Origin of the sequence: Pedobacter suwonensis (assembly GCF_044762335.1) — a bacterium.
GTDB lineage: Bacteria > Bacteroidota > Bacteroidia > Sphingobacteriales > Sphingobacteriaceae > Pedobacter.
Genome location: NZ_JBIWEB010000032.1, coordinates 1 through 24,611 on the forward strand (window position 1 = coordinate 1; position 24,611 = coordinate 24,611).

Below are 24,611 nucleotides of genomic sequence, written 5' to 3' on the forward strand. Positions count from 1 at the left end.
GGTCTCTTTGCTTTGGCGGACCTTATCAAATTAACTCGGCAAAGGGGGGCTTTTTAAAGTGGCGAAGAGGGGTCAATTTGAAGCGGTTTATCCAGGTAACGGAGCAAACCTGCATTGCATTGATAAAAATCAATACGGGATATTTAGCTGAATTCCATAATCTGCACCGATTGCTCCGACTATGCGAATGCTTTTCGGAAAAACCCTATCACCTCTTTCTCTCTAATGCAGAAGATGAACGGCTATTTGGCATATTGCTAAAAAGCTATTCGGCAACGCGCTACAATGATAATTTCACGGTTACCAAAGAAGACTCTGAACATCTCTATAAAAAAGTACATACTTTTCTATTGCTTTCCGTTGATATGTGCAATAAAAAAATAGAACAGTTGAAAATTCAGGCAGATTACCACCGCCAAATTATATCTGAAGCACAATGAAAACGTTCAAATTACCTTTCGAAGAGGGAAGCTTAAAGCTTACAGTAAAAACCCTGAAAAAATACGCTCCTTTAAATTTAGAGAATTATAAGCTTTTGGCCAAGACAAGAAAGATTTCCTTCGATAATGAAATTCTTACTATTGGTGTCGCATTTCCAAATGAAGATGAAGAAAAAGTGTACCTCAATATTCAGTTTGATCATTTGCAGATCGGATGCAGTGTAGATACGGATGAAACCTACCTGGGTTTGTATGCCTATACTGCTCTGGAAAAAATGATCTCTTATAATCAGTATTATAATTTCGAAGAATTTTACTGGCCCGGATTTTTTGAACCTAAAAGTGGAAAAAGCATTTACCTCAATATCCTGAATGACAGGCTTGGAATGGATATTGAGTTAAAATCAGAGTATAGCCCATTCTATAAACCTGGCCATAAACTGTTCTATCCAAAGATATCTATTAAAGAATTATCAGAAATTAGCATTGAGCTCATTGAACCATTATTACCGTGTAACGATCTTCTTGCCTTAGGTTATTGTTTTGTCAATCCTTCTCCAGATTCAATAAGGCCTGAAAATTGGCCGATTCTTATCCCATACCTGATGATACCACAAGTTAAAGGAAAGTCTGTTAGAAAGTTCATTAGCTTTATATCTATATATGCCGATATGCTTATAGATGAATATCCAGATATACAGGCAAAATTGAACTCTTTGTGCTGCCGGATGAAATCGCTGGCTCCGATAGCTATTGAATCTGATTTCCAAACAGCCGACAACAATGACAGAATAAGACAAAGCAATATAAAGAACAGGGATCAGCTCTATTTCCTTTGGAAGCAGGCTGTTCCTAAATTAATACCCCAACCTTTCATTCATTACCTAAATACCTATAGCCTAAAGTACGTAAAAGGAAAACCCTCCAAAAAATACATGCAGGCCTGTAAAATATCAGCGGCTTCGCCAAAACTATACTTCTCCATACAGGAGAAGGGAGATTTCTATGAATTGAAACTTTTATTCAAAGTTAAAAATCAGGTCTTTTCCCCCGATTTAAACCACAAAGTATTTTTCATCAGCTCTATCATTGATCCTTTAAATCTATATTTCTTAAGCACTTTACAGGACGTGGATATTGTTGCCCAGTTTGCAAAATACGAATTCTGCATGTCCATACTGAAATGCCACTATCATTCCCATTTTAAACGGTACAAAGAAAAACTGGAAGCATGTTATGAATTCATTTGAGCCAGTTTTTGCCGCAAATGCTAAAGCAAGCACAGTGCTCGACTGTTATTAGTTTGGCTCCATGGAAATATTAAGCTTAGAAACTTTGTCGCTTTTTCATGGTACAAGTTTAGTATTTTTGTAACTAAGTAGTATAGCAATGACCCTTATCGAACTAAAAAATCTAAGAGAATCCGAAGACCATGTTGAATTCAAAGCTGCAACGAGGAATTTTCCCTTTGCGGGCGGCTCTAGCAGCAAACAAACTGAACGCAGAAAATGCGTAATGGGCTATGTTGTGGCTCTAAGCAATGAAGGTGGCGGCATGTTGGTTCTTGGAATGTCGGACAGGCACCCACATCAGGTTGTAGGTACCGACTTTGCACTCAATATAATAGGTGAAAAGATAGATGCCATCTATTCGGAACTGCAGGTCAGGGTACAGGCCGAAGAACTGTTTGAAAGTGGCAAAAGGGTCTTGGTAATAACAGTTCCCAAAAGGCCAATAGGCAAACCGCTAAAATTCGAAGGTGTGGCACTTATGAGGATTGGCGATAGCCTTAGAAACATGTCTGACGAGGAGATGCTTAAAATTCTTTTAGAGCAAGAACCTGATTTTTCAGCCAAGCTATGTAAGGGACTGACGATTAACGATCTTGATCCGGTGCACTGGACGTATTGAAGAACCGTTATGCGGACAAGACCGGAAATGATTCTTTCAAGACCTTAACTGATAAGCAGGTTTTATCAGATCTTGACCTTATTGCAGAGGAGCAGTTAACCTACGCTGCCCTGATTTTGGTGGGCAAAAAAGAGGCTATTAAAAAATATCTTCCACAAGCCAAGGTAATATTGGAATTTAGGAACACGGTATCGCAAATTCCACATGATAGAAGAGAAGAGGTCGATGAACCATTATATATTGGTCTTGATAAGGTCTGGAGCCTTATTCAAACAAGAAATTCATTTGACCACATATCAAAAGGGCCATATATAAACGATGTTCCGGTGTTCAACGAAACCGTAATAAGAGAAGCGTTGCTAAATAGCATTGCCCATAGGGATTACAGCCTTACTTCGGAAATCGTAATCCACCAGTCTCCCAAAGTGATTACCATCAACAATCCGGGTGGCTTTCCAAAGGGGGTAAATCTCGAGAACCTGATTACGATTAGCAGTACCCCTAGGAGTAGGCTTCTCTCAGATGTGCTTTTAAAGACTGGTCTAGTGGAAAGATCTGGTCAGGGCGTCGATAAAATATTCTCAATAACCCTAGCTCAGGGCAAGCCTGAACCAGATTATAGCCGCTCAGATCCGTTCCAGGTTTCACTGACCTTGGACGGGAACGTAACTGATGAGGCATTTTATTTATTCAATAAGATAGCTGCAGAGCGTCTTCCTGCCGACCAGCAACTGGGCGTACATGACGTAATTGCATTGGCAAAGATCAGGGATGGGCATTCGATAGGATTAGATCCTGCGATCCTAACCAAGCTGGAGCGCAATTCATTGATCAGCCGAATTGGTGCGGGCAAGAGCCAAAAATATATACTCGGCGAAGATTACCAGGCACTTTCTGCAGCACCATTGCTTATCGGTACTTATGGCGCCTCGGAACTTAGTACAATAATAAAAGCATTATCACCTGATAAGGGTATAAGAATAGGGACAATCGTTGGGGCCTTTAACGAAAAACTAACCCGAGAGCAGGTGAAGTACCTTATAGAAAAGCTTGTTGATGATAAAGTAATAGAAAGAGCGGGCACAGCTAATACAACTACGTATAAAATTGATGCAAAGTTTAAGGATAGCAAAGATCAGCTAAAGGAGATAGAAGAATATCTCAACCAAGAACATAAGCATGTTAACCCCCAACTTAAAGGGGATATTCCACAACAAGAACATTAAGAGTTTAAACAACAGTACGTAAAAGCATAGAAGAGAAAAGGAAAAACTTGCACAACAAGAACACGCAAGATAGAAACAGCGAAAGATAGTAAAGACAAGCTAGAAGATTATCTTAGCAAAGATAGCAAGAGTAATGCCCAACCTAGAGAAGATATTCCACAACAACAACACAAGGAACATCAACAGTAAAAGCAAAAGAAGGAATAGGAACAAAAGCAACAGCACTAAGAAGAGGAGGAAGATAAATTAAGAAGAATCCAATCCCACAACTTTACATAAAATTCCACAACTATTAAATATGCCCACAGATCCGTTGTATTAAATCTTTCCAATTGATTAAATTTTAATACCCTTATTCTCTAGTCTCACATTAGAACAAACAACGAATGTCGATCAAGTGGTCCGAAACAAAAAAAACTGAAATCCAAGGTTTGAATTATGTCCAAGGAGTGGTAAACGATGTGGGATGTATCTTCAATAAGGTTGACGGAACCAATGACATAGGTCTCGATGGCTATATTGAATTTACCCACGAAAACTCACCAACAGGTCTATGTGTCGGAATTCAAGTTAAAGCGGGAAATTCCCATATCTCCGCAAATGGGAATACGATCACAATTAAAGCGGACCGCAATCACTTTGAATATTGGTATAATCACATACTCCCGGTTATCGCTGTAGTTTATATCCCCCAAGAGGAAAAAGCATATTGGATTGATATAACCCAGTATCTTTCAAACGATGAAGATATCATTGAAACAGGACCTTATTCTATTAAAATCGATCGGTCGAACGTATTTAGTGCCGACAATTTTAAACTCGTTCATTATCAGCTTAGAAAATATCTTTCGAGTTATGGTGAGGATAAGTTTTTTGGAAGAGCTCTTAAATTTTTAGCGGATTTGGATAATCCAGAAAAGCGCTATGATGCCGTTAGATCTCTTTTTTCATTCCATAGGGACAAATTGGAAACATGGCACTACTTAGTGTCCAGTTTCTGCTTTGAAGATGATGTAAAAATGCAGGTCGCATTGATCTATGCTTACAGGCATGTGTTATTACACGGGGACATTTGGTGGCATCCGGGAAATGTGATTGATTCAATGACGACTGATAAAGCAAATAGATTAATTTCTAAGTACTTTGGCTTCAATGAAGTATCAAAGCTCATGGATCATATTGATGAAGGTGGTATGAGCAGAGGTACTGTTGGCTTCGATGTAAATTTAATACTCAGGCTGGTTCCTGGGAGAATTGAGTTTCTAAAAAAGATCATCCTTGATCCAGAAACCAGCGACGACAAGAGATTCTGGTCGGGCATATGTCTCATTAACGAATTTCAGGAAAATGACCACCAGCGAGCAATTTATTTCGCAGAGAGCATGCAAAATAATTTCCCGAATTCAATTCATGCAGATCGTTTTACCGACATAAAAAATACTTTAATAGATTTTCAATATGTTGATTTTTGTGGCTAAAAACTGAGCTCACGATCCATAGCATCTATGATTTTTCGGTAAATGAAATGGTGCACAATCTATTGGGTGCTATCCAAATTATAATACTGCATAAGTAGTTGTTCGCTATCAGGACCATTCAAAAAGTTAAATTCCTCTTCAGGTGTCAAAGCGGGAATGCCGAAGTTTTTAAGATAATTGCGGCTCATTGAAATGTATCCCGAGGCATAATCCTTTGTTGTATTTTTAATATATCTATAAAAAAGATCCGACTCCAATATTTTTTTGATAACCTTTAATTTCTGCAGATCATCAGAGACCAGAGCGATACCATTATAGAACAATAGATCCCTTTCTAAGCACAGAACAAATGTTGGGCGTTCGCAAATATGGGGAAAAAACAATTTAAAAGCATTGATATCCATTGATTGGCGCCTCCCATAAGCATACCAAGCTTCATACTTATCTTTCCCTTTTCCCTTATCACGCTCAGCAAGTATTTCTCGTTTTGATTCTAAATATGCATAAGCAAGGGGGTATTTTGTAGTGATCTCTTCTATCGACAATATGCAGGTTGCCTCATCATATGGAAAAATGATTTTTTCCTTTAATCTATCAATATCATCAGGAGTTTTAACCTTATTGGCATTAACTATATCTCTACATATCCCCCGCTCTATCGAACGCTCCACGCCCTCATCATCAAAATAGTAATAACTGGCATCCAGACTCGTCGGCAGAAATTTAAATACATCGTTTTTCAATGTTGCGATTCCGTTTTTGGTATTATATAGATCCTTAAACTGTGTCCCAGTGTTTTCAATTTTTTTGATAAACTCGGACATATCGTGATCGTTAACCAGGTTCCAGCCATCATGATGATTTAAGTCCGCGTATTCAAATGTCCGTAGAGCAGCTAGATTTAGATCCCTGATCTCCGAACTTCGGGTTCTAACATAGTTGACCATTCCGTTTTCACGTTTGATAAAACATATACATGTATATGTATTCCGATCTTGGAACACCTGTTCGCCTCCGAAATTAACGAGGGTAAGGTTTACATTATGTTCGCCAAAATACTCGCGTAGACTTCTGCCATTGATGCTTTTTAAAAAGGTGTTGACTGTTATGTAACCTAGAATCCCCCTTGCATTTAGATTTTCAATACCGATCTGAAAGAACGGAATGTAAAGATCAGGATGGCCGGTATTTGAGACCTCCCATCGTTTTATTAATTCGAGAGTTACCGAATCCATATTTCTGGAACAAACGTACGGCGGGTTTCCTACAATAACATCGAATCCATCCCTTTCTCGGATTTCTGGACAGTTAATCCGCCAGTCAAAGGTTAAAGAGTTTCCTGTAAAAAGGTTAAATTCAAATTCTCGCGCAACTTCTCCTTCAATGTAAGCATGAAGCGATAATAGAATTTTGGTGCGCTGGATACTATATTCCGCGACGTCAATTCCAAAAATATTTTCCCTATATATATTATAATAACTATTACCTGTTTGCTGATGAAGCTGTTTTGCCAAGGTCAGTAAAAATCCCCCACAACCGCATGAGATATCCGCAGCTTTAACATTGGTTAGTTCATTGGCAAACCCATTTAAACTTTGTTCAACAATATATTCCCTAATATCCAAAGGTGTATAAACAGCCCCTTTTACAACCTTATCCGATGGAGAAATTACAAACTCGAACAATTCGATCAAGGTTTCGAATGTAAATTCTTGTTCTAGCCTGTTATAAATCACCAAAAAACTTTTAACATTTTCTAGCTCTTCTTTTTGGTTTTCGTCTACGAAATATTGAGATAGAAATGTGTTTTCAGGTTGTGTTAGGTTGTTTTGGTAAAAAAAAGAAGAAACGATTAACCGGTCGATTTCCTGTGGACTCTGTGAAAATTGACTTTTTAGAAATTTTAGAAGCTCCGTTTTCATTGAAGATATGGACAATTTAATTTGGCATCCCAAATACGTTGATTAAGAGGGGTCGTCCAATAATTTTCTAAGGAATTGATATACGGTCGCCAAACTCTATGCTGATATTCTCTACAGAGATTAATATATTGCCTATCCTTAACTAATTTTGCATATTGAAGAGGCGCATAATTCGAAAGGAGAAAACTAACTCCAAGAATCAGCTCCATAGGGAAGTGCATCATGCGCGGTATATCCAACTGTAGACTTTCGCCATGGTCGAACTCATCTTTCGGTTTACTTTTTGCATTCTGCAGATACTGCAGATGATATAACGGGTGAACCTCATTAGTTTTAGCGCCATTGTGCCTATCTACATGAAAGCTCAAATAGTGAACTTTATTTGTTTTAGTATTCGTACCTTTCATTAAGCTACGAAAACTTAGATTCGTAAATGGGTCGTTTAGGTTATCCCATTCACTAATATTAGATTCGACATCAATTTCAACAATTACCTCGGCCGCAGAAAAACCCATTGGCCTAATATGTTTTAGTGTAGTCTTTTCGACAGGAATTGTAAGGCCTTGAATTGAATAACCCCATAATGCGTCCGACAAGGCATCTTTAAAATCCAATGACCGATAGTATACACCATAATTGGCTAATATTTGCAAATAATCGGTAACATCCTTTTTACGAGCAGTTTTGAAAGATTTACTTGTCATATTCCCAGCAATTCTTTTGTATATTCGATATTTTCTGCTTCCGTTGCACTTGGTTTCAAGCCACGATCCGTGAAACCTTCTCTCTCTAAAATAGCTAAAAGAGAAATATATTTGCTTTCCTGCCATGGCTTCAATCCAAAGCTTGTCGAAATTTTAAATGCCTCAAGTGGATCAATCGGCACTTTGTAACCTTCGCAAATAGACCAAAACTCAGTACTATTACAGAATTTAAGTGGTTTCGCATCTACAATTGTGTCGATTCCAGATTTGGCAATTAGGATTTTTACCCTATCTGCGGCATTTAGAAACGAAAGGTTTTCCCCGGAAAATTGAGCGAAAATATCTACTATGCCATCTGCCCACCATCTGTTCCAGCCATCTGAGAACAAGCCGACGTATTTGGCATTTCCGAACAAACTTTCAACCAGCTTCTGCCAATCTTCCTTTGGCATTTTGTCAAGATCAATTCCTAGCCTAGCAGCAAGCACCTTTTCATTAATCAATGGGCTTGTTTGATGAAAAAAATTCTTGATAACAAAATGAGCTGCATCATAAAGTGCTGAAAATGAATCAGTCGCCTCTATTATTCTTTGATCAAGTTTATTGAGATTGGACACTCCAAAGACTTCCTCTAGTTTGGGCTTTGAGCTGCATATCCACTGATAACCTTTGGCAAGTGAGGACAGTTTTCGGGAAAGTTTTTTCCAATCTGGTTTTGGGTTGGACTTACTTATTTTGTAGTCGAACAAATCGTGGCTCGTTTTGTCAGAACTATAGGTATCCTTTATTTTTTCCTCAGTCGAGCAGAGAACAATCGGAAATGTCGGTATTTCGTTTCGAGCAGCCACTGATCGCAATTCTTGGGCAAGCGCGGTAGCATTAAATTCGGTACGATCCGCTCCAAAGCCATCAAGCCTTAAGTCAAGGATTAAACCATCAAACGAAGAACTGTTAGCTCTGGATATTAGCTCTTTTTTTAAATTCCCGAACTCCTTAAAGTCCGCTAAAGGAAATCTTTCGACAAGAATTGTTTTCAGATCATTAAAACCATTTAGGGTTGAAATCTCTGACTGGCCATTTTCATCGTCAATGTATAAATATTTTGGCGTACTCATTTTTTATTATTTTTTTGGAATTTCAATTCTCATTGTGGTGCTAAAACCTTCACTTGCATCCACCACAAATATCTCCCCACCATATGCTTCAACTATATCTTTTAATATTTTTAAGCCAAGACCAGTACCAACTAGACTATCACTATCAGTCGATGAGTGATTCGCCGCGGAAGTTGTTGTATAAAATGCATTGAAAATCACCTCTTCGTTGTTTTTTGGTATCCCATCCCCATTATCAGAAAATTCCAAATAGACGTTTTTTTCATTCTTACCGCACCTGATTTTCATCCTTCCTGGGTTTTTGCTCCTAATTATCGCTTTTTTGGAATTAGTGTAAAGATTGAAAAGTATCGAAGCCCATTCCGAAGGGTGCATTGGTACTGTAAACAAATCGTAATCAACAAATTCAGGTTTTTCAAAGACTATCTTTGCCCTTGTTAAATCATTTTCAATAACCCTTTGAAAGTCCTTTACTACATCTCTCAGTTCAATATTTTCAAGTTCACGGACGACATTCCTAGATATCGCTTTATCGAAATATGAGGTATAGGCAGTAAAGGCTTTAATGTTGGTATCGAGTAGATCAATCCTTGTCAATGCTTCGGGATTATCCTTAAGCAAAGATTTTAAGAAGTTTATTTCTGCATCAAATCCTGGCAGGAATCGCTGAACTTCATGAACAAATTCACCAATAACTAGTCCAAGACCAGCAAGCACTCGAAGCATGTTAATTTCATCAATGTACTTTGATTTTTCTTTTTCAAACTGTTCTTTTTCCTCTTCTCTAGCCTGACTAAACTCCTCAAAGGCCTCTTTAAATTTTTCTCTGCCACCAGAACTATCATTATGGGTGTGGCTAGAATCCGGATCTGCACTATTTTCAACAAAATCTTTGATTTTATTTATTGCCTCGTCCACCTTTTCAGAAGGGCTTTTTTCTACTCGACTAAAGTCCTTTTGCGCTGCCTTTCCCTTTCTGCCTCTAAGTTCGGCAACTTTTATTGTCGCACTAACAATTGACCTATAGGTAAAGTCTACCAGCTCATCAAATGCAGTACTTTCTATTATTCCTTCTCGACTAGATGTCTCTTCATAAACATTGTCCACCAAATCAGTAAGTTCAACGAACCCAAAAAAACTGTTGTTTGCGTGTGGAGTAAGTATCTGTCGTTTCCGAACAGATTCATCCAATCTTGTCCAGTCATTCCCTCTTTCGCCATATGGCAATACACGAAACCCATTCCTATAAATGCGAATCCCACCTTTATCATTTGCAATATCCCTGATAAAAGTCAAGGATTGGGGTGGCAATAGGGAAGGATCCCAAATAAAGTAATAGCATTTAAAATGAACATTTCTCAGGTGCAAAAATTTTGAATCCTCTATGTTTCGGTCTTTTCCAATCAGGAATACCTCTTCAGGAAAATCAAGTTTGTCACTCTTCAGCGACCAGCACCCCTGTCCATCACCCAATATATAACCTTCGATTTCGGCAATTGCATGTTTATAAATGGCCTCTTCCTCATCGATGATTGGAATCAGCATTCCCCCTTCTCTTCTAAAGTAAGTGCTTTTAAATCCAGGATCGTCTTTTTTGCTATCCTCATCCTTTCGGGTTTTGGAAAGAGGAAACGGCTGGAGCAACTCAGATGTGTACCTAAAAATCCTTTTTATCGTAGCATCAGACCAGCCTTCCCTTAAGCCTTCTATAATTAGATCTGTCCCTTCAGGCTTGGATTTCGGAACCATCTCTATACTGTTAGTAATTGAAGACAAATCCCTATCTGTTTCAAACTCGTCCCAATCAATCGTTAGTTTTATGGCCAGATCTGACGATAGAACTTGAGTGATGATTGTTAATTTCTTACCTAATCTCTGGGCAGCAAACCTACCAATACCTTTTTTCCCAGCACGTATACGTTTATATCTCTCAGATATAGGGTTATGGATTTTTTGAGAAGAAGAAAGCCGCATGAATCCATTTATTAATTGATCCCTATTCATTCCCAACCCATCATCAGAAATCGTCAACGTGCCACCTTTTTGCCATGAATTCTCAAAGATTAACTGCACTTCCCGGCTGTCCGCATCGTAGGAGTTCTTTACCAGCTCCGAAACCGCAGTTTCTTGCCTGCCGACCAATTCTTTACCTAGTCTCGTAATAAGACCAGCGTCGACAGAAAACCTGATTTGATTTTCATCCAAACTGGTAATGGCATTAGTAAGTTCAATTATTTTATTGTTGTCCGAAGCCGCCTTACTTAATTCTTGACTCAGTTGCTTCTTTATGGCACTTATCTGCTCATCAACGGTGTTCATAACATGTTGTTTTTAGGTTGAAACCATACCACATTGAATCTATCAAATGCCTAAATAGATTCAACTTCATAAATTTCAGTTCCATTCACAGTTTATTCGATTCGATACAGGTTGTTGAATGACGCTAATGTGAATAAAAATTTACGTTCTTCAACAAAGATAGCAAAAAGCACGTGATGTTTTAGCGAGGTGTTTGTTGGTTCCATCTACATTCACGGTACCACCTTGTGTACCGATTTGTATTCCCAAGTTTTTAGCACTAATTCCAACAGTATTCTTGAAATAATTGCTATCCGTTAAAATTCAACACCACCAGTGTATTTATGATTATGTGATCAGCAAAAGCATAATTCATTAACATACTTGACTGCCGTAAAGAATTAGTTATTGGATAATATTGCAACATTAAATTAATATTTACATATTGCCAAAGCAAGGGGTGAGAGCCTTGCATCAATCATAGATTGAGAGCGTTAATTTAGATAAAAAGGATGTAACAGCGAGTGTTGCATCCTTTTTTGTTTAAAGGTTTCTAATGGTAGATTTGAAAAAAACCTTGGAACACAGTCCATATCAGCCAATAGCTCAAGATTACTCAACTTTCTCAATAATTTTTTGCATGTCAGCTCCAATCTTATGATCCAGTACCTTTGCGTAAATCTGCGTTGTTTTAATGCTGGTGTGGCCTAGCATCTTCGATACACTTTCTATAGGTACGCCATTGTTCAATGTTATAGTAGTGGCAAAAGTATGCCTAGCAATATGAAAAGTCAGCGATTTACTTATATCACACAGATCTGCTATCTCTTTTAAATACGCATTCGTTTTCTGATTGCTCATCATGGGAAGCAGGGTATCTTTGACAATACACTGGGGATGGCTTTCATAAGCTTTAATTATGGATAGAGCGACTGGCAAAACAGGTATCCGTGAAAGTGTATCGGTTTTCTTTCGACTTGTATATATCCATAAATTACCATCAGTGCCTTTAACCAGCTCAGATCGTTTTAATTTACATACATCTACATAAGCAAGGCCTGTATAACAACTGAAAACAAACATGTCGCGAACTGTACTAACCCTCTCTACACTGAACTTCTTTTCCTTTATACGACTTAACTCTTCTTTGGTGAGCACCTCACGGTGTACAGTATTCTGTTTTGGTTTGTAATTGAGATAAGGATCCACTGCCAGCCAGCCGTTACCTAAACATATGCGAATAATTTTACCGAGATTTTTGATGTATTTTATTGCAGAGTTATTACCGCAGTTGCGGACGCTCCTGAGGTAATATTCAAAATCAACCAGGAAAGTAAAGTTGATTTTTGCAACTGGAATATCTGAAACATTATAATTTAACTGCATAAAGTCCTTAGCATGCATCAGACAGGTCTCATAACGCTGAAGGGTACTTTTTTCAAACTCTTTGCCGATGAGGGTTTTCATCTTTGCGTTGTGATCTCCAAATATGGCAACAAGAGTCCTTGACTGAAGAGCCTTGCCAATAAAGCGGTTTTTTACCGTTTCTGCCGTAACAGTTTCGTTCCCTACCATCATTACTTGGTGAAGCTCCTGAGCTTTCGATTGTAACTTATCCAGATAAGCATTTAAAACCCTTATATCTTCTTTTGTACCAGCAGCACGCCCGGCCTGTGCGTTCCAGCGATTTGGATCGCAAGACTTTCCTGTTGAAGTTTCTGCCCGTCTACCATCAACCGTAAACCTTAAATAGATGGTTACCGGACCGTTTTTGTAAGTGGAGCGCTTTTTTAAATAAAAAAGCAGATTCATGTTTGTTCTCATGACAAATGATTAAAATGAAACAAAATTGTTAATTCTGTCACTTACAGTCAAGATGTTTAATGATTGAACTAGCTTATAAACAAATGTTTAAGCTATAATTGGTGAGCATTTATACTGTTTAATGTGCTCACCTAATTGCTCACCTTTTTCTTGCGAAAAAATGAATAATTTGGAGTTTCTAGAAAACGAAAAAGCCTGTAAACATTTAATTTACAGGCTTTTAGTTAAATTTAAAACTATTTTCGCGGAATGGACGGGACTCGAACCCGCGACCTCCTGCGTGACAGGCAGGCATTCTAACCAGCTGAACTACCACTCCTTTCGTTCTCTTTAAAGTTTGAACCTCTTTCCCTTTTCAGGATTGCAAATATAGACACTATATTCAGTTTATCAACATAGTATCCGATTTTTCTTGTCGTTAAGCCCGTAACACACTGATCCTCATTCTATATATTTAAATTTGAACTGCTATAAAACGAAAAAGCCTTACCTTTCTTTCATAATACGCATTTAATCATTAATACTTTTTCTGATCAGCCTTCTATTTGATCAGCTGTAATCTTTCGTCAGGCTTACTAAACAAAGCTTACTGCATAGCACTATTTGCTCAACAATGCCAGGAGTTGCGGATATAAATCATCGATCTTTTTATGAGGAGCTGCCGATCTTGCCTGCTCTAAACACGACACAAACAGCTCCATTTTCGAGAAGCCGCGCGCTGTCATCAAACTGATTACATTATTTCGGGTTTCAGCATAAAGCGCTTTATTATAATTGTCCTGGCAATACAGCAAAAAAGTACCAAAGGTCATGTACTCGTTGAAGACCTGAACCGGCGTTGGATAAGCATAGGTACCTTCAGTTTTCTCATTTACCCAGATTGCCCTGTTCTTAAATATGCTATCTATAGCCGTCTTATTGGCATCTGATGGGACACCAACATAGTTATGGTCTATTTCCGAAAACATCACCCTTGTATTGAAAAGTTCGTTTTGAATAGCTGAAAGTTTAGGATCATGGTCGAGCATGGGAAGCACCATAACGATCTGCCTAAAGCCCTTGTCTTTAAACTCAGTGGTATAATTGAGCCCGTTAATGAGGGGCGAACAAAGGATTAGGTAGCTGTTGATGCTGGTTTTGAAGTTCTTTTCGAGCCATTTCCATTGTTTATCCAGGTCTGTACCGGACTTATATTCTGCAATTATTTTAGTATAATATGGCTTTTGCTGACTATAAAAATCCTGAAACCGCGATTTTTTAGCAAACGCTTCTATATCTTTTTTATAGGTATCTAACGGATTGGTGCTGATCACCATATTAGCCACACCACGCGCCGGAAAAATGTAATTAGGGTTGCGCTTTAATGTAGTTCCCGAAAAATCATAAGACATCGCATTTCCAGAGATGAAAATATAATGATAGAGCGAAACGTTCAGCAATGAATCAAAGGTTTTTATGATGGGCTCGTTTGCATATGGCTTAAAATGTTTAAGTACATCCTGATAGTATGTACCACTTTGATTCACCATATCATCATTGCCAAGCCCGGTTTTAGTAATGGCCAGCATAATGTGCAGCAGTTCTTTAAGGGGCGGTATCTCTATGCGGGATTTACCGTTGTTTGCCTTCTGAAAAGCTTTGTCAAAGCTTGCTTTTTCCTGCGCATTGGCACGTAATAAACCTGTTGTTAATAACAGTAGTAGAATAGTAATTTTTTTCACCGGGTTTATGGCATAGTTATATTAATAAGCAAATATAAAAATCAGGTCTTAAATGCTAGGTATTCTGCAGATTTTGATCATAAAAAACGCTTAATTACTAATCTGGCATTTTTTATAATTCAACTTTGTTTGCCGACTAGGCGGTACTCGAATCTACGTTCTATCACTGCAATTTATTGCCATGATACGACTTATACAACAGTAAACGGATCAGCCTGGACTTAAGTGGCATGAGTCTGCATGACACCGCATGCAAATCCTAATAATTAATAAGGTTATTCAACCTTTTAAGGACAGTATAGCGCTGCTTTTATTGGTTTATCAAGCTACTTGATTAAAAAACCGTAGTCCAATGAGGATATTCTCTGGCCCTATTTGACTTATTGCATACATCTGATCGAAACAGCATATACCATTGCTCATATTACATCGTAATACTTATAAGTTTAAAATCTACAAGCTTTTCTTGTGTAAAAGGAAAAACTTGCAGACTTAATTATTATTTTATTAAATTGATTATCATTAATATTCGTTTTTACAATCGCTAAATCTAGCGCACCATTTGCCATCATAATAGTAATCTACCAATTGACATCCGTTTTCATCTCGAAGATTAGACACAATATACTTAGGCCCCCCAGCTAAACCACCTAATACAGATTTAGAACTTTTGAAATCTAGTTTCTTGTTTTCCAATGAAGACAGGCTTTTTTGCATCTCTTTTAACTTGATCATTTCTTTAAAGTTTAATATTTGATTGATAATCGCCAACTTACCCTGGCGTTCAGGTCTTGGTAATTTGCTATTTATAAACATTAGTTATACGTCTACAAAAAACATTATACAAATAGCTAACTATTGTGGTATAAATTTAATTTGCCAGCACTACCACTATAATTTATTTGAAAGTTGAACATAAGCGTTTGGTAATGCAAGGCATGTTTGATATTTGTTAGGTTTCGATAAATATTCGTAACGTTTACCAATAAATGTGCTAATGGACTCTGCAACACGATCAATAAGAGATGGTAAAAGCGGGATGCACAGCCTGGAGTGATATAATATCTATAATATGACCAAAAAATTTTAGCATATCTACTTCGCTTTAACATCCAGAATCAGCCAGGTTTCCAAAGACGGAAAGAGAAAAGAAGAAGATATCAAGCCCACAAATTCACGAAAACTCAGATGATCTTAAAATCATCCGTAAAAAAATACCTACAACTAATTTGCAGATATACTTCCCACTTTGTTTTAAGGAAATAGCGTATATATAGCATATTAAATTGGCCTGGTTACTTACAACATTTCAATAATCTGGTTTCGCTATCAAAGGCGAGGATTTTTACAACAATTTATTTAAGGGTAATGATGAAATAATCTTATATTGATGTCGCATTTAAATTAAAATCGCCTTCAAACTGACATGAGATACATTTACCTACTCGCTTTTACTTTTTGTTTCCCTTCACTAGTTCACGCGCAACGACACCATTCAAAAACCGTCAATACCGATGATATTGACCGTTATTGGCAAGCATATGACAGCGTTGTAACTACTATTGATACTGCAAAGCAAGTCGATCTTATGCAAAGGCTATATGTGGACAAAGGTACTCCGGGGCTGAAAGCTTTTATGAAAGCCCGAGACTACGATGCAAAATTGTGGGTTACACTGATCCATAAATATCCTAAGTTTTGGAAGAGTATCAGGAGCAACACGCTCAGTATTAAAAAACAGGTGCCGGCCATTACGAGCAGTATAGCTAATTTCAGGAAATTGTATCCCGAAATGCGCCCGGCTAAAATGTATTTCACCGTTGGCGGCCTGCGTTCAGGCGGTACTACGACAGATGATATGGTTCTTGTGGGCACAGAAATTGCAACGGCAGACAAAAATACCGAAGCCTCGGAATTGAGTGATTGGTTAAAAAATGTATTTAAAGATCAGCAGACCTCAAACCTGGTTAGCCTTAATGTTCACGAATACGTGCATACACAACAAAAAGCTGGTGAAGGGGTTTTGCTTGCACAAACAATTATGGAAGGATCGGCTGATTTTATTGCGGAACTGGTAACCCGCAAGAAAAACAACAATGCTTATATGACATACGGCCGTGAGCATGAACAGGAACTCAAGGAAAAGTTTCAAATTGAGATGTTTAGCACCGCTACAGATAACTGGCTGTACAATGGCTCTAAAAATCCTCATCCGGATCTGGGCTACTTTATGGGTTATGTTATCTGTAAGGCTTATTATGAGCATCAAACCGATAAAAAACTGGCGGTTAAAAAAATCATTGAATTGGATTACAGCAATGAAAAGCAGGTTTTAGATTTCCTTAAGGATTCGGAATATTACAAGGAGCCGTTTAACAAGGAGGAGCTATTAAAGAAGTTTAAAAAGCTGCAACCGCTGGTGGTTAACCTTACGCCGGACATTAATGGAAGGGAAGATGTTTCTGCATCTTTAACTGAACTCACCGTCAATTTCTCTGAACCCATGGGCGAAGGTTATTCGATTAATCTGGGCGAAGGCGGTAAAGAGCATTTTCCTCTTTCGGGTGTAATAGGTTTTACAGACAGCCGTAAATCATTTAAGCTTAAATTAGCCTTAAAATCCGGGCAAATTTATGATTTTGTAATTACCGATAGATCATTCAAGTCCAAAACAGGTTATCCGTTGCAACCGTATACTGTGCATTTTAAAGTAATGTAGTTTCTTTCGCCCGAAACCATCCCCCCTTGATCTGCCGGGAGCAGAAAATCCTGAATGGCAACTTCAGGAAGAAAGCCCTTTGATTCGAGATCCATTATCTGATACCCTGAAGGGGCTATATTCTTCTCTTCCAGATAAATTTGAAGTTCTTTTAACTCTTTTTCTACTTTGAGTATTTCGAAATAATCCAGGATACCTGGTGGTAATAAAAAGCTAATTAGGGTCTGTTCGGCTTGATTCAAGGGGATTCGTAATTGTTATAAACTACAAAAGAAAGAAATTATTTAATTCTCCCCAACTTTTCCGCTTGATCCCTTTTCCGCTTGATCCTCCTCTTTCATCCGGATTATTGCCACAACCGTAAAACGAAAAAGCCTCAACTTTTTCAAGTTAAGGCTTTTTGCGGAATGGACGGGACTCGAACCGACACCATATATCTTTGAAAATAAAGCTATTAAATTATACTAAAGTAGTCTGCTCACCAAATGCTCACCAATTTTTTGGGCCTATTTGACTGTAATTGACTGGTGTAAAGATAAGAAATAATTAGCAAAATATGGCTTAACAACTAATAGATCGTGAGGAAGAAACAGAAAGCGTTATCAAAAGTTTAGGACCAAACTTACAACAATTTGATTACCAGAAGTTTTATATTTTGACGACATACCAGTCTATGATCACGTACACTTTGGAATGAAATCTGGTGACTACCGACTCGTCCTGAATTTACTTGCCGTTTTGTTATAATACTAGAACTAGTTTACATCTTCAGAGATAAAAAATTTAGAAGACTTTTTATAAACCAGTTTGGAAAAGTGCTAACTTCGATCATGAAATATTTTAGTGATATTCCTAAAAAAACGCTGTAGTAAAGAGCTATTATCGGTAATTATTTCCGCATCCGCCTGCATTCCATTTTTTAAAATAATTTTATGTCCGGGATCTTTATTTTCAAAAAGGTCAAAGCTTACCTTTGCTATGAATATGCTATCACGGTAAGCAACATCAGAGATATATGTTAGTTTCCCTTTAATCATACCATACTCTTCATAAGGATAACTATGCATTTTGATAAGTGCATTCGCTCCCTTTCTTATTTTGCCCATATTATACTGGGGAATCTGAATCTCTCCAAAAAAATCTGTGTTTCCTGGATTAATAATAAAAACTTCTTGATTAGCCAAGATATTCTGGTTTTGCTGCACAATGCCAGCAAAACTTACACGTCCGTCGATTGGTGCAATCAAAATATGCTGCATAATCCAATTATCACTGTCGGTAATACACTGGTTTAGTGATTGTATAAATTTGGACTGTTCTTCAGATATTGTGTGTTCCAAGTCCAAAAGCTCTTTTTCCTTAGCGTTATAACTGGTTGAATTATTAATAATTGCTGTCTCACTCTGCTGTAAGGGATATTTTGAAGAAAGATATTTATTTTCTTGTTGCGTAAATTCGCTTCTAGAAATAACATTATTTTTATAAAGTTTCTGATATGCTAGATACTCTTCCTCTTGATTCGCATATTGCTGTTGCTGTACTTTCTTCTGCTTAATAATTTGATCATTAAGCACCTTTATATCGCGTAAGTCTTTCTTGAGAAAAGACATTCGGTTAAGATAATATCCATTTTTGAGAGTAGATTTGTACTGTAAATATTGTTGATAGAAATTCTGATAACTACCCTGGATCTCCCCAAGGTTTAACCCATCTGGTAAAGCAGTCGCTTCATATCTATGCTGTAAGATCAACGATTGGAATATCTTTAAATCTCTATTTAACCGCAATACATCTAGAGGCTGTGCGATAGTTTCAAAATATGCTAAAGGTTGTTTTGCTTTTACTATCTGTCCATCTGAAACTAATAAGGATATTAACTTACCTGTTTGTTTCGATAGGACGGCTTTAGGAGCATTTAGTGAATTTACCTTTAAATTTACCTTTACAATATCAGGATAATCAATCAATGCAGAAAGCAGAATGATACCAGCCAAAATAGAAAATACCAACGTAATTCCCCACCGTAGTATCCAAGATGGCACTGCGGTAATAATTTCACGAATCTCCTCACTGTTAAATTCGCGAATTAAATCATTCTCTGGCATAATTTTTAGATTAATTCTCTAGCTCTACTTGATTCTTTACCAATTGATAATATTTTCCTTTAATCTTCATTAGATCATTAGGGGTTCCCTGCTCTATAATTGAACCTTTATCCAATACAACTATATTATCTGCATTTTTGACTGTACTAAGGCGGTGGGCCACGATTATAACCGTACGTCCCTTAAAAAAGCTCTCTAAGTTTGCCATTATTACTTTTTCATTATTAGAGTCTAAAGAATTCGTAGCTTCGTCAAATAAGATATATTCGGGGTCTTTATATATTGCTCTCGCAATCAAAATCCTTTGCCGTTGGCCTTGACTTATTCCGTTACCTTCTAAACCAATTTTTGTACTTAAGCCCATAGGTAAATCTTCAATAAATTCTTTAATATTAGCCATTTCAATTGCATGATTAAGCTTTTCCTTATCTGGGTACTCATCTCCTACTGCAATGTTTTTACTTATGCTATCGGAAAAAATGAAGCCATCCTGCATTACAACTCCGCATAGACTACGCCAATAGCGAAAACTGATTTGGTTAAGGTAGGTATTCCCTATTTTTATGTCTCCCCTTTGGGGTTCATAGAACCGAAGAAGTAATTTTAGGATTGTGGTTTTACCACTACCACTCATGCCAACTATTGCTGTTGTTTTTCCTTCTGGAATATTCAGGTTTATATTTGATAAAATCGGTTCATTTCCTGCTCCCGGATAAGTAAATGATAGATCGCGCAACTCAATCCCTTTTCTGTTTGGCAATGAATAAAGAAATTGCCTATTCAATGGTTCTTCATTGGGCAGGACATGAATTTCATTTAACCTTTCTAAACTAATCTTAGCATCCTGAAATTGCTGAAAAAACGTGACAAGTTGTTCAATCGGACTATTTAGTTGCCCCACAATATATTGAACTGCCATCATTCCACCTAAAGTTAAGTTGCCATCAATAACAGATTTTGCTACAATAAAGGTTATTAATATGTTTTTTCCTTCATTAATAAAAAAAGAAAAAAATTGTTGCAACTGTCCTAATGCTAAACTTCGGGTATTAAATTTAAAAAGCCGCGCTTGAATCGATTCCCATTCCCACCTTTTTTGTTGTTCGCAGTTGTTAAGTTTGATCTCTTGCATTCCTGATATCATTTGGACGACATTACTTTGGTTGTCTGAAGAGATAGCAAACCTCTTAAAGTCTAACGCTCTTCTTCTTTTTAAAAAAATTAGAAATAATATACTATATAAAATGCTACTGGTTAAGAATATGAAAAAGACAGTCGTACTATAATAAGCCAATATAAAAGTGAAAACAATTAGATTGAACATGGAGAAAATGGTATTTAATGAAGAGCCAGTTAGAAATGCCTGAATTCTGCCTTGGTCTTCCATTCTCTGCATTATATCCCCCATTTGTTTAGACTCAAAGAAGCTAATTGGTAGTTTCATAAGTTTAATCAGAAAATCGGTTAGAATGGATATGTTTATCCTAGTACTAATATGTAATAATATCCAAGATCTCAGAAAATCAACACTTAATCTACCTAAAAAAAGCATCGTTTGAGCTATTAGGATTATATATATGAAGTTTAGATTTCTGGCATTAATGCCAACATCAACAATTGATTGTGTTAAAAAAGGTAATATAAGTTGCAGTAAACTCCCGATCATTAAACCGATGAACAACTGAAGTATAAGTTTTTTGAACTTTCTGAAATAATCAAAAATAAACCTCATGTCAATAGAGGTACCTAGCTCTTCTTTTTCAGCATAAAAGTCTGGTGTGGGTTCAATCATAAGTGCTACACCCACTTCACCATCTTCAATTACCCAGTTGCTAATAAAATCAGTTTCGTTATACTTTATCAGTGCTGTAGCGGGGTCAGCTATGAAATAAGTTTTACCGGAAAACCTGCTGGTCTTAATTTCATATAAAACGACAAAATGATTTCCGTGCCAATGTAGAATGCATGGTAAGTCTATTTCTTCCAATTTTTGAATGCTTATTTTTATGCCGCCTGTCCTGAATCCAAGTTTTTCAGCAGCCTCACTGATACCCAAAAGTGATACTCCCAGCTTGTTTATACCAGAAATGTCACGCAACCTATTTAGCGAAAAGTTTCGCCCATAATATTTTGCAATGATTCGGATGCAGGTAGGACCACAATCCATTTGATCTGCCTGCTTGTAGAATGGGAATTTTTTCAAATCGAGTTACGGAGATAAATTTATCTATTTGATTAATAAATAATTATGATGGCATGAATTGAGCTTTTTTTATTTTTACTTGTGAAGTATAGTATCGATCTAAAAATGTGTAGATAACAAGTTCGTGAGTATTTTGATGTCCTGAAAATAATCTATTCATGAACATATGTATTATACTAGGTAATATCATTTGTAGCGTATCTGCTACTTCATTAGGGGAAAGACCTAATAGCATTTCACTTATCACTTTAGAGTTCATACTTGATCTAATACCAAATATGTCTGTAACCAGATGAAAATTAGTTTCTAAGTCATACCTATTGTCCATATACATAAAGATTTCATCCTTATACTTCCTATACCTAACATTTATCTCCTTTTGCAAGGTCCCTCCACCAAAACCATTGCTATAATCTGCTGCTAGCTTATTTATCACTCTAGCTCTTTCAGACAAATCAAGACCAAAGTCTGACAAAAGCGCATCTATTCCCCTCAATGCAAAATATAGCTTAAACTCATCATCCTGATCATCTATTAATGAGATTAAATTCAAGATAGCAAGACTATCATTGTAGAATAGAAGTTCAATCTTTTCGATATGTTTTGCTGTGTATCTTTCAAGCTCACGTTGATAAGTATCTATAGACACTTTATGAATGGTCCCATTCTCTACTAGAGGGTTCATTTTTTCATTAATTAGTGCTAAAAGATGAGATTGTTTGTTAGGATCATCATTATAAAATCTGATCCGCAAATGAGACAACTCATCTCTATAGCGAATGAAGAAAAAATGCTTATAGTATTTTTCATCCTCACCTATATCGATGAGAGGTTTAATTACTGTTTTAAGTATTTTTTCCAACGTGATTATCCCAGCGTATATTTTTATATACAACCATTGACTTCCTGGGATAAACGACCTCTGTACATAATTTGATTTCTCTAGATTATGAAATAAACGCGTGTTTTCTCTTTCCTTATCGATACGAAAGGGGATAATTATCTCATTAGCATATGAATTCAACTGCTTGTCTCTAACAATAGAGTTGTCTTTAGTGAACAAGAATTCCTCAACGATAATTTTTTTAAACTTTTTAATAAATTGGACCAATAATTTAATGTGTTCATCGTTTGAGAAATCGATCAAAATCCTATTGTCACCATCGACATAAGACACCTTAGAAGGGATATTTCTCTTCTTTGCATCAGCTAGTATTCTTTCGCTTATTTCTTCTTTATCTGATTGGATATCTTGTAGTTTAATAATCCATCTTGCTTTTGTCACAACAATATTTTTGTATTGGACTCTCGGCAAAAAACTGAGGTGATTAAGGTTTCCCCAATCCCAAAATACAGGACTTGATTTTCCTTGAGCCTGCAAATCATGGATATTCCGCTCTATAGTTTACCACCATTCCGCTGGATATATTACCAGCTATTCCGCTTCATAGCTTACCAGTATTCCGAAGGAAATATTACCAGGTATTCCATTTCAAAACTTACCAGGTATTCCGGAGCAAAGTTTACCATTTGTAACGACTCAAGGCTCTTAAACGCCTGACATTCCGACACAAAGGTTACCACTTATTCCACGGCAAAGTTTACCATTAAGAGTGATTTACTACCGTTTCTTATAGTTTTGATTAGGATCAAACTATATAGAGATGGCAAATAAACTACTCAGTATGCAAAAAGTAAGACAGATACTCCTGTTTCTTAAACGTGGTTACTCTGAGCGTGAGATCGCCAGGCAAACAGGGGTTTCCCGACCAACCATTCATCTCTACTCGAAATTGCTTAAGGCTACCGGTACCGATTACGATGTGCTTTTTAATATGGGAGACCATGATTTAAATACTCTTGTCCATTCCCAAAAGGAACAAAAGGATGAACCGATCGATCTAAGAAAGTTCCACTTTCAGCAACAGGTGGGTTATTTTCTTCTTGAACTTAAGCGTGTTGGTGTTACCAGGTTCTTATTATGGCAGGAGTACCTAAAGTTATATCCATCAGGGTTTCAGTATTCCAGGTTCTGCGAACTTCTGGATATCGAGCTTTCCTCAAGAAAGCCAAGTATGCATATGGAACACAAACCCGGTCACCTTCTGGAGATCGATTTTGCAGGTTCAAGACTTGATTATGTTGATCGCGATAGCGGAGAGGTAATAGAATGTCCTGTTCTGGTTGGAGTACTTCCATTCAGCGGCTACTGTTTTGTTATGGCGCTTCCGGATGCATCCCTGGTAAATGTCATTAGTGGTCTTAACAGGATGCTGGGATATTTCCAGGGAGCTCCGCTGAACATTATCTCTGATAATATGAAACAATGGGTGATAAGGACATGTAAATATGAACCTACTTTTCCTGAGCTTCTGGAGCAATGGGCACTGCATAATAAAGTAGGGCTACTGGCTACCCGTCCCGGTCGACCAAAAGATAAACCATCGGTTGAGAATCAGGTGCTCATTTCCTATAGAAGGGTCTTTGCCCTTTTACGCAATGAAAGCTTCTATAGTCTGGACGAACTAAACAGGGCTATTCTTAAAAAGGTCGACGAGCACCATCATTTGAACTTCCAGAAAAAAAGCTACAGTCGGATGAATCTTTTTGAGACTGAAGAAAAGCCACTATTGCAGCCCCTGGCCGCTCAGTCATTCGAGCTGTCCCACTACACAAAGGCAAAGGTCCAGAAGAACTATCATGTAGTGGTCGGTGAGGACTGGCATTTCTACAGCGTACCATTTGCTTATCTGGGCAAAAGCGTAACCATCATTTATGATTCAGACCACGTGGAAATCTATTATCAACTTGAACGCATTGCGATACACAAGCGAAGCTTTAAAAAGCATGGCTATACCACAGATCTGGAGCATATGCCGGAAAATCACAGAAAGATTGCTGAAAGGCGCGGTTGGGATCCTGATTATTATTTACTAAAAGCCGAG

Annotated in this window: 18 protein-coding genes and 1 tRNA gene; 7 read left to right on the top strand and 12 right to left on the bottom strand. The window is 37.3% G+C overall.

Features of this window, described 5'->3' with window-relative positions:
- The 5 genes from ACIQXP_RS24625 to ACIQXP_RS24645 all read left to right on the top strand — a co-directional run.
- Positions 1-440 (top strand): HEPN domain-containing protein (locus ACIQXP_RS24625; protein ID WP_387508558.1); only part of this gene is annotated, 440 nt, incomplete at its 5' end.
- Positions 437-1,690, top strand: a complete 1,254-nt coding sequence (locus tag ACIQXP_RS24630) for a hypothetical protein (RefSeq protein ID WP_387508560.1) — start codon at positions 437-439, stop codon at positions 1,688-1,690. The genes ACIQXP_RS24625 and ACIQXP_RS24630, both read left to right, overlap by 4 nt.
- Before the next feature lie 139 nt (positions 1,691-1,829).
- Positions 1,830-2,351, top strand: a complete 522-nt coding sequence (locus ACIQXP_RS24635) for an AlbA family DNA-binding domain-containing protein (RefSeq protein WP_387508562.1) — start codon at positions 1,830-1,832, stop codon at positions 2,349-2,351.
- Positions 2,348-3,577, top strand: coding sequence for an ATP-binding protein (locus ACIQXP_RS24640; RefSeq protein ID WP_387508564.1), 1,230 nt, complete (start codon positions 2,348-2,350; stop codon positions 3,575-3,577). Before ACIQXP_RS24635 ends, ACIQXP_RS24640 begins: the two co-directional genes overlap by 4 nt.
- A 386-nt stretch (positions 3,578-3,963) precedes the next feature.
- The gene (locus tag ACIQXP_RS24645) at positions 3,964-5,055 is read left to right on the top strand and encodes a DUF4365 domain-containing protein (protein WP_387508566.1); all 1,092 of its coding nucleotides are present in this window, start codon (positions 3,964-3,966) and stop codon (positions 5,053-5,055) included.
- 59 nt (positions 5,056-5,114) lie between these two features.
- Here ACIQXP_RS24645 and ACIQXP_RS24650 read toward each other — a convergent pair whose 3' ends face one another.
- The 8 genes from ACIQXP_RS24650 to ACIQXP_RS24685 form a co-directional block, all read right to left on the bottom strand.
- On the bottom strand, positions 5,115-6,977 hold the full coding sequence (locus ACIQXP_RS24650; RefSeq protein WP_387508568.1) for an HsdM family class I SAM-dependent methyltransferase: 1,863 nt from the start codon (positions 6,975-6,977) through the stop codon (positions 5,115-5,117).
- Positions 6,974-7,681 (bottom strand): hypothetical protein, encoded by a 708-nt coding sequence (locus ACIQXP_RS24655; protein WP_387508570.1) that lies wholly within the window; start codon positions 7,679-7,681, stop codon positions 6,974-6,976. The genes ACIQXP_RS24650 and ACIQXP_RS24655 overlap by 4 nt, the downstream gene beginning before the upstream one ends.
- Entirely contained in the window at positions 7,678-8,796 is a 1,119-nt protein-coding gene (locus tag ACIQXP_RS24660) for a hypothetical protein (protein WP_387508572.1), read from the bottom strand. Before ACIQXP_RS24660 ends, ACIQXP_RS24655 begins: the two co-directional genes overlap by 4 nt.
- 6 nt (positions 8,797-8,802) lie before the next feature.
- Positions 8,803-11,115 (bottom strand): ATP-binding protein, encoded by a 2,313-nt coding sequence (locus ACIQXP_RS24665; RefSeq protein ID WP_387508574.1) that lies wholly within the window; start codon positions 11,113-11,115, stop codon positions 8,803-8,805.
- Between the two features lie 591 nt (positions 11,116-11,706).
- Positions 11,707-12,918: a site-specific integrase gene (locus ACIQXP_RS24670; RefSeq protein ID WP_387508576.1), complete on the bottom strand. Its 1,212-nt coding sequence runs from the start codon at positions 12,916-12,918 to the stop codon at positions 11,707-11,709.
- 245 nt (positions 12,919-13,163) lie between these two features.
- A tRNA-Asp gene (locus ACIQXP_RS24675) sits at positions 13,164-13,237 on the bottom strand.
- Between the two features lie 280 nt (positions 13,238-13,517).
- A complete protein-coding gene (locus tag ACIQXP_RS24680) occupies positions 13,518-14,639 on the bottom strand; it encodes a DUF4932 domain-containing protein (RefSeq protein ID WP_387508578.1) in 1,122 nt (373 codons plus the stop codon).
- 522 nt (positions 14,640-15,161) lie between these two features.
- Positions 15,162-15,455 (bottom strand): TIGR04139 family peptide modification target, encoded by a 294-nt coding sequence (locus ACIQXP_RS24685; protein ID WP_387508580.1) that lies wholly within the window; start codon positions 15,453-15,455, stop codon positions 15,162-15,164.
- A gap of 610 nt (positions 15,456-16,065) precedes the next feature.
- Between ACIQXP_RS24685 and ACIQXP_RS24690 the strand changes: the two genes are divergently transcribed.
- Entirely contained in the window at positions 16,066-17,358 is a 1,293-nt protein-coding gene (locus tag ACIQXP_RS24690) for a gliding motility protein GldB-related protein (protein ID WP_387508582.1), read from the top strand.
- Here the strand turns inward: ACIQXP_RS24690 and ACIQXP_RS24695 are convergent.
- The 4 genes from ACIQXP_RS24695 to ACIQXP_RS24710 form a co-directional block, all read right to left on the bottom strand.
- The gene (locus ACIQXP_RS24695; protein WP_387508584.1) at positions 17,316-17,600 is read right to left on the bottom strand and encodes an ISAon1 family transposase N-terminal region protein; all 285 of its coding nucleotides are present in this window, start codon (positions 17,598-17,600) and stop codon (positions 17,316-17,318) included. The two genes, ACIQXP_RS24690 and ACIQXP_RS24695, sit on opposite strands and share 43 nt — an antisense overlap.
- Before the next feature lie 576 nt (positions 17,601-18,176).
- Positions 18,177-19,463, bottom strand: coding sequence for a beta-barrel domain-containing protein (locus tag ACIQXP_RS24700; protein WP_387508586.1), 1,287 nt, complete (start codon positions 19,461-19,463; stop codon positions 18,177-18,179).
- A 10-nt stretch (positions 19,464-19,473) separates the two neighbouring features.
- Entirely contained in the window at positions 19,474-21,666 is a 2,193-nt protein-coding gene (locus ACIQXP_RS24705; protein ID WP_387508588.1) for a peptidase domain-containing ABC transporter, read from the bottom strand.
- A gap of 43 nt (positions 21,667-21,709) precedes the next feature.
- Positions 21,710-23,047: a thiopeptide-type bacteriocin biosynthesis protein gene (locus tag ACIQXP_RS24710; protein WP_387508590.1), complete on the bottom strand. Its 1,338-nt coding sequence runs from the start codon at positions 23,045-23,047 to the stop codon at positions 21,710-21,712.
- A 283-nt stretch (positions 23,048-23,330) separates the two neighbouring features.
- Between ACIQXP_RS24710 and istA the strand changes: the two genes are divergently transcribed.
- A partial coding sequence (gene istA, locus ACIQXP_RS24715; protein WP_402759982.1) for an IS21 family transposase occupies positions 23,331-24,611 on the top strand: 1,281 nt, incomplete at its 3' end.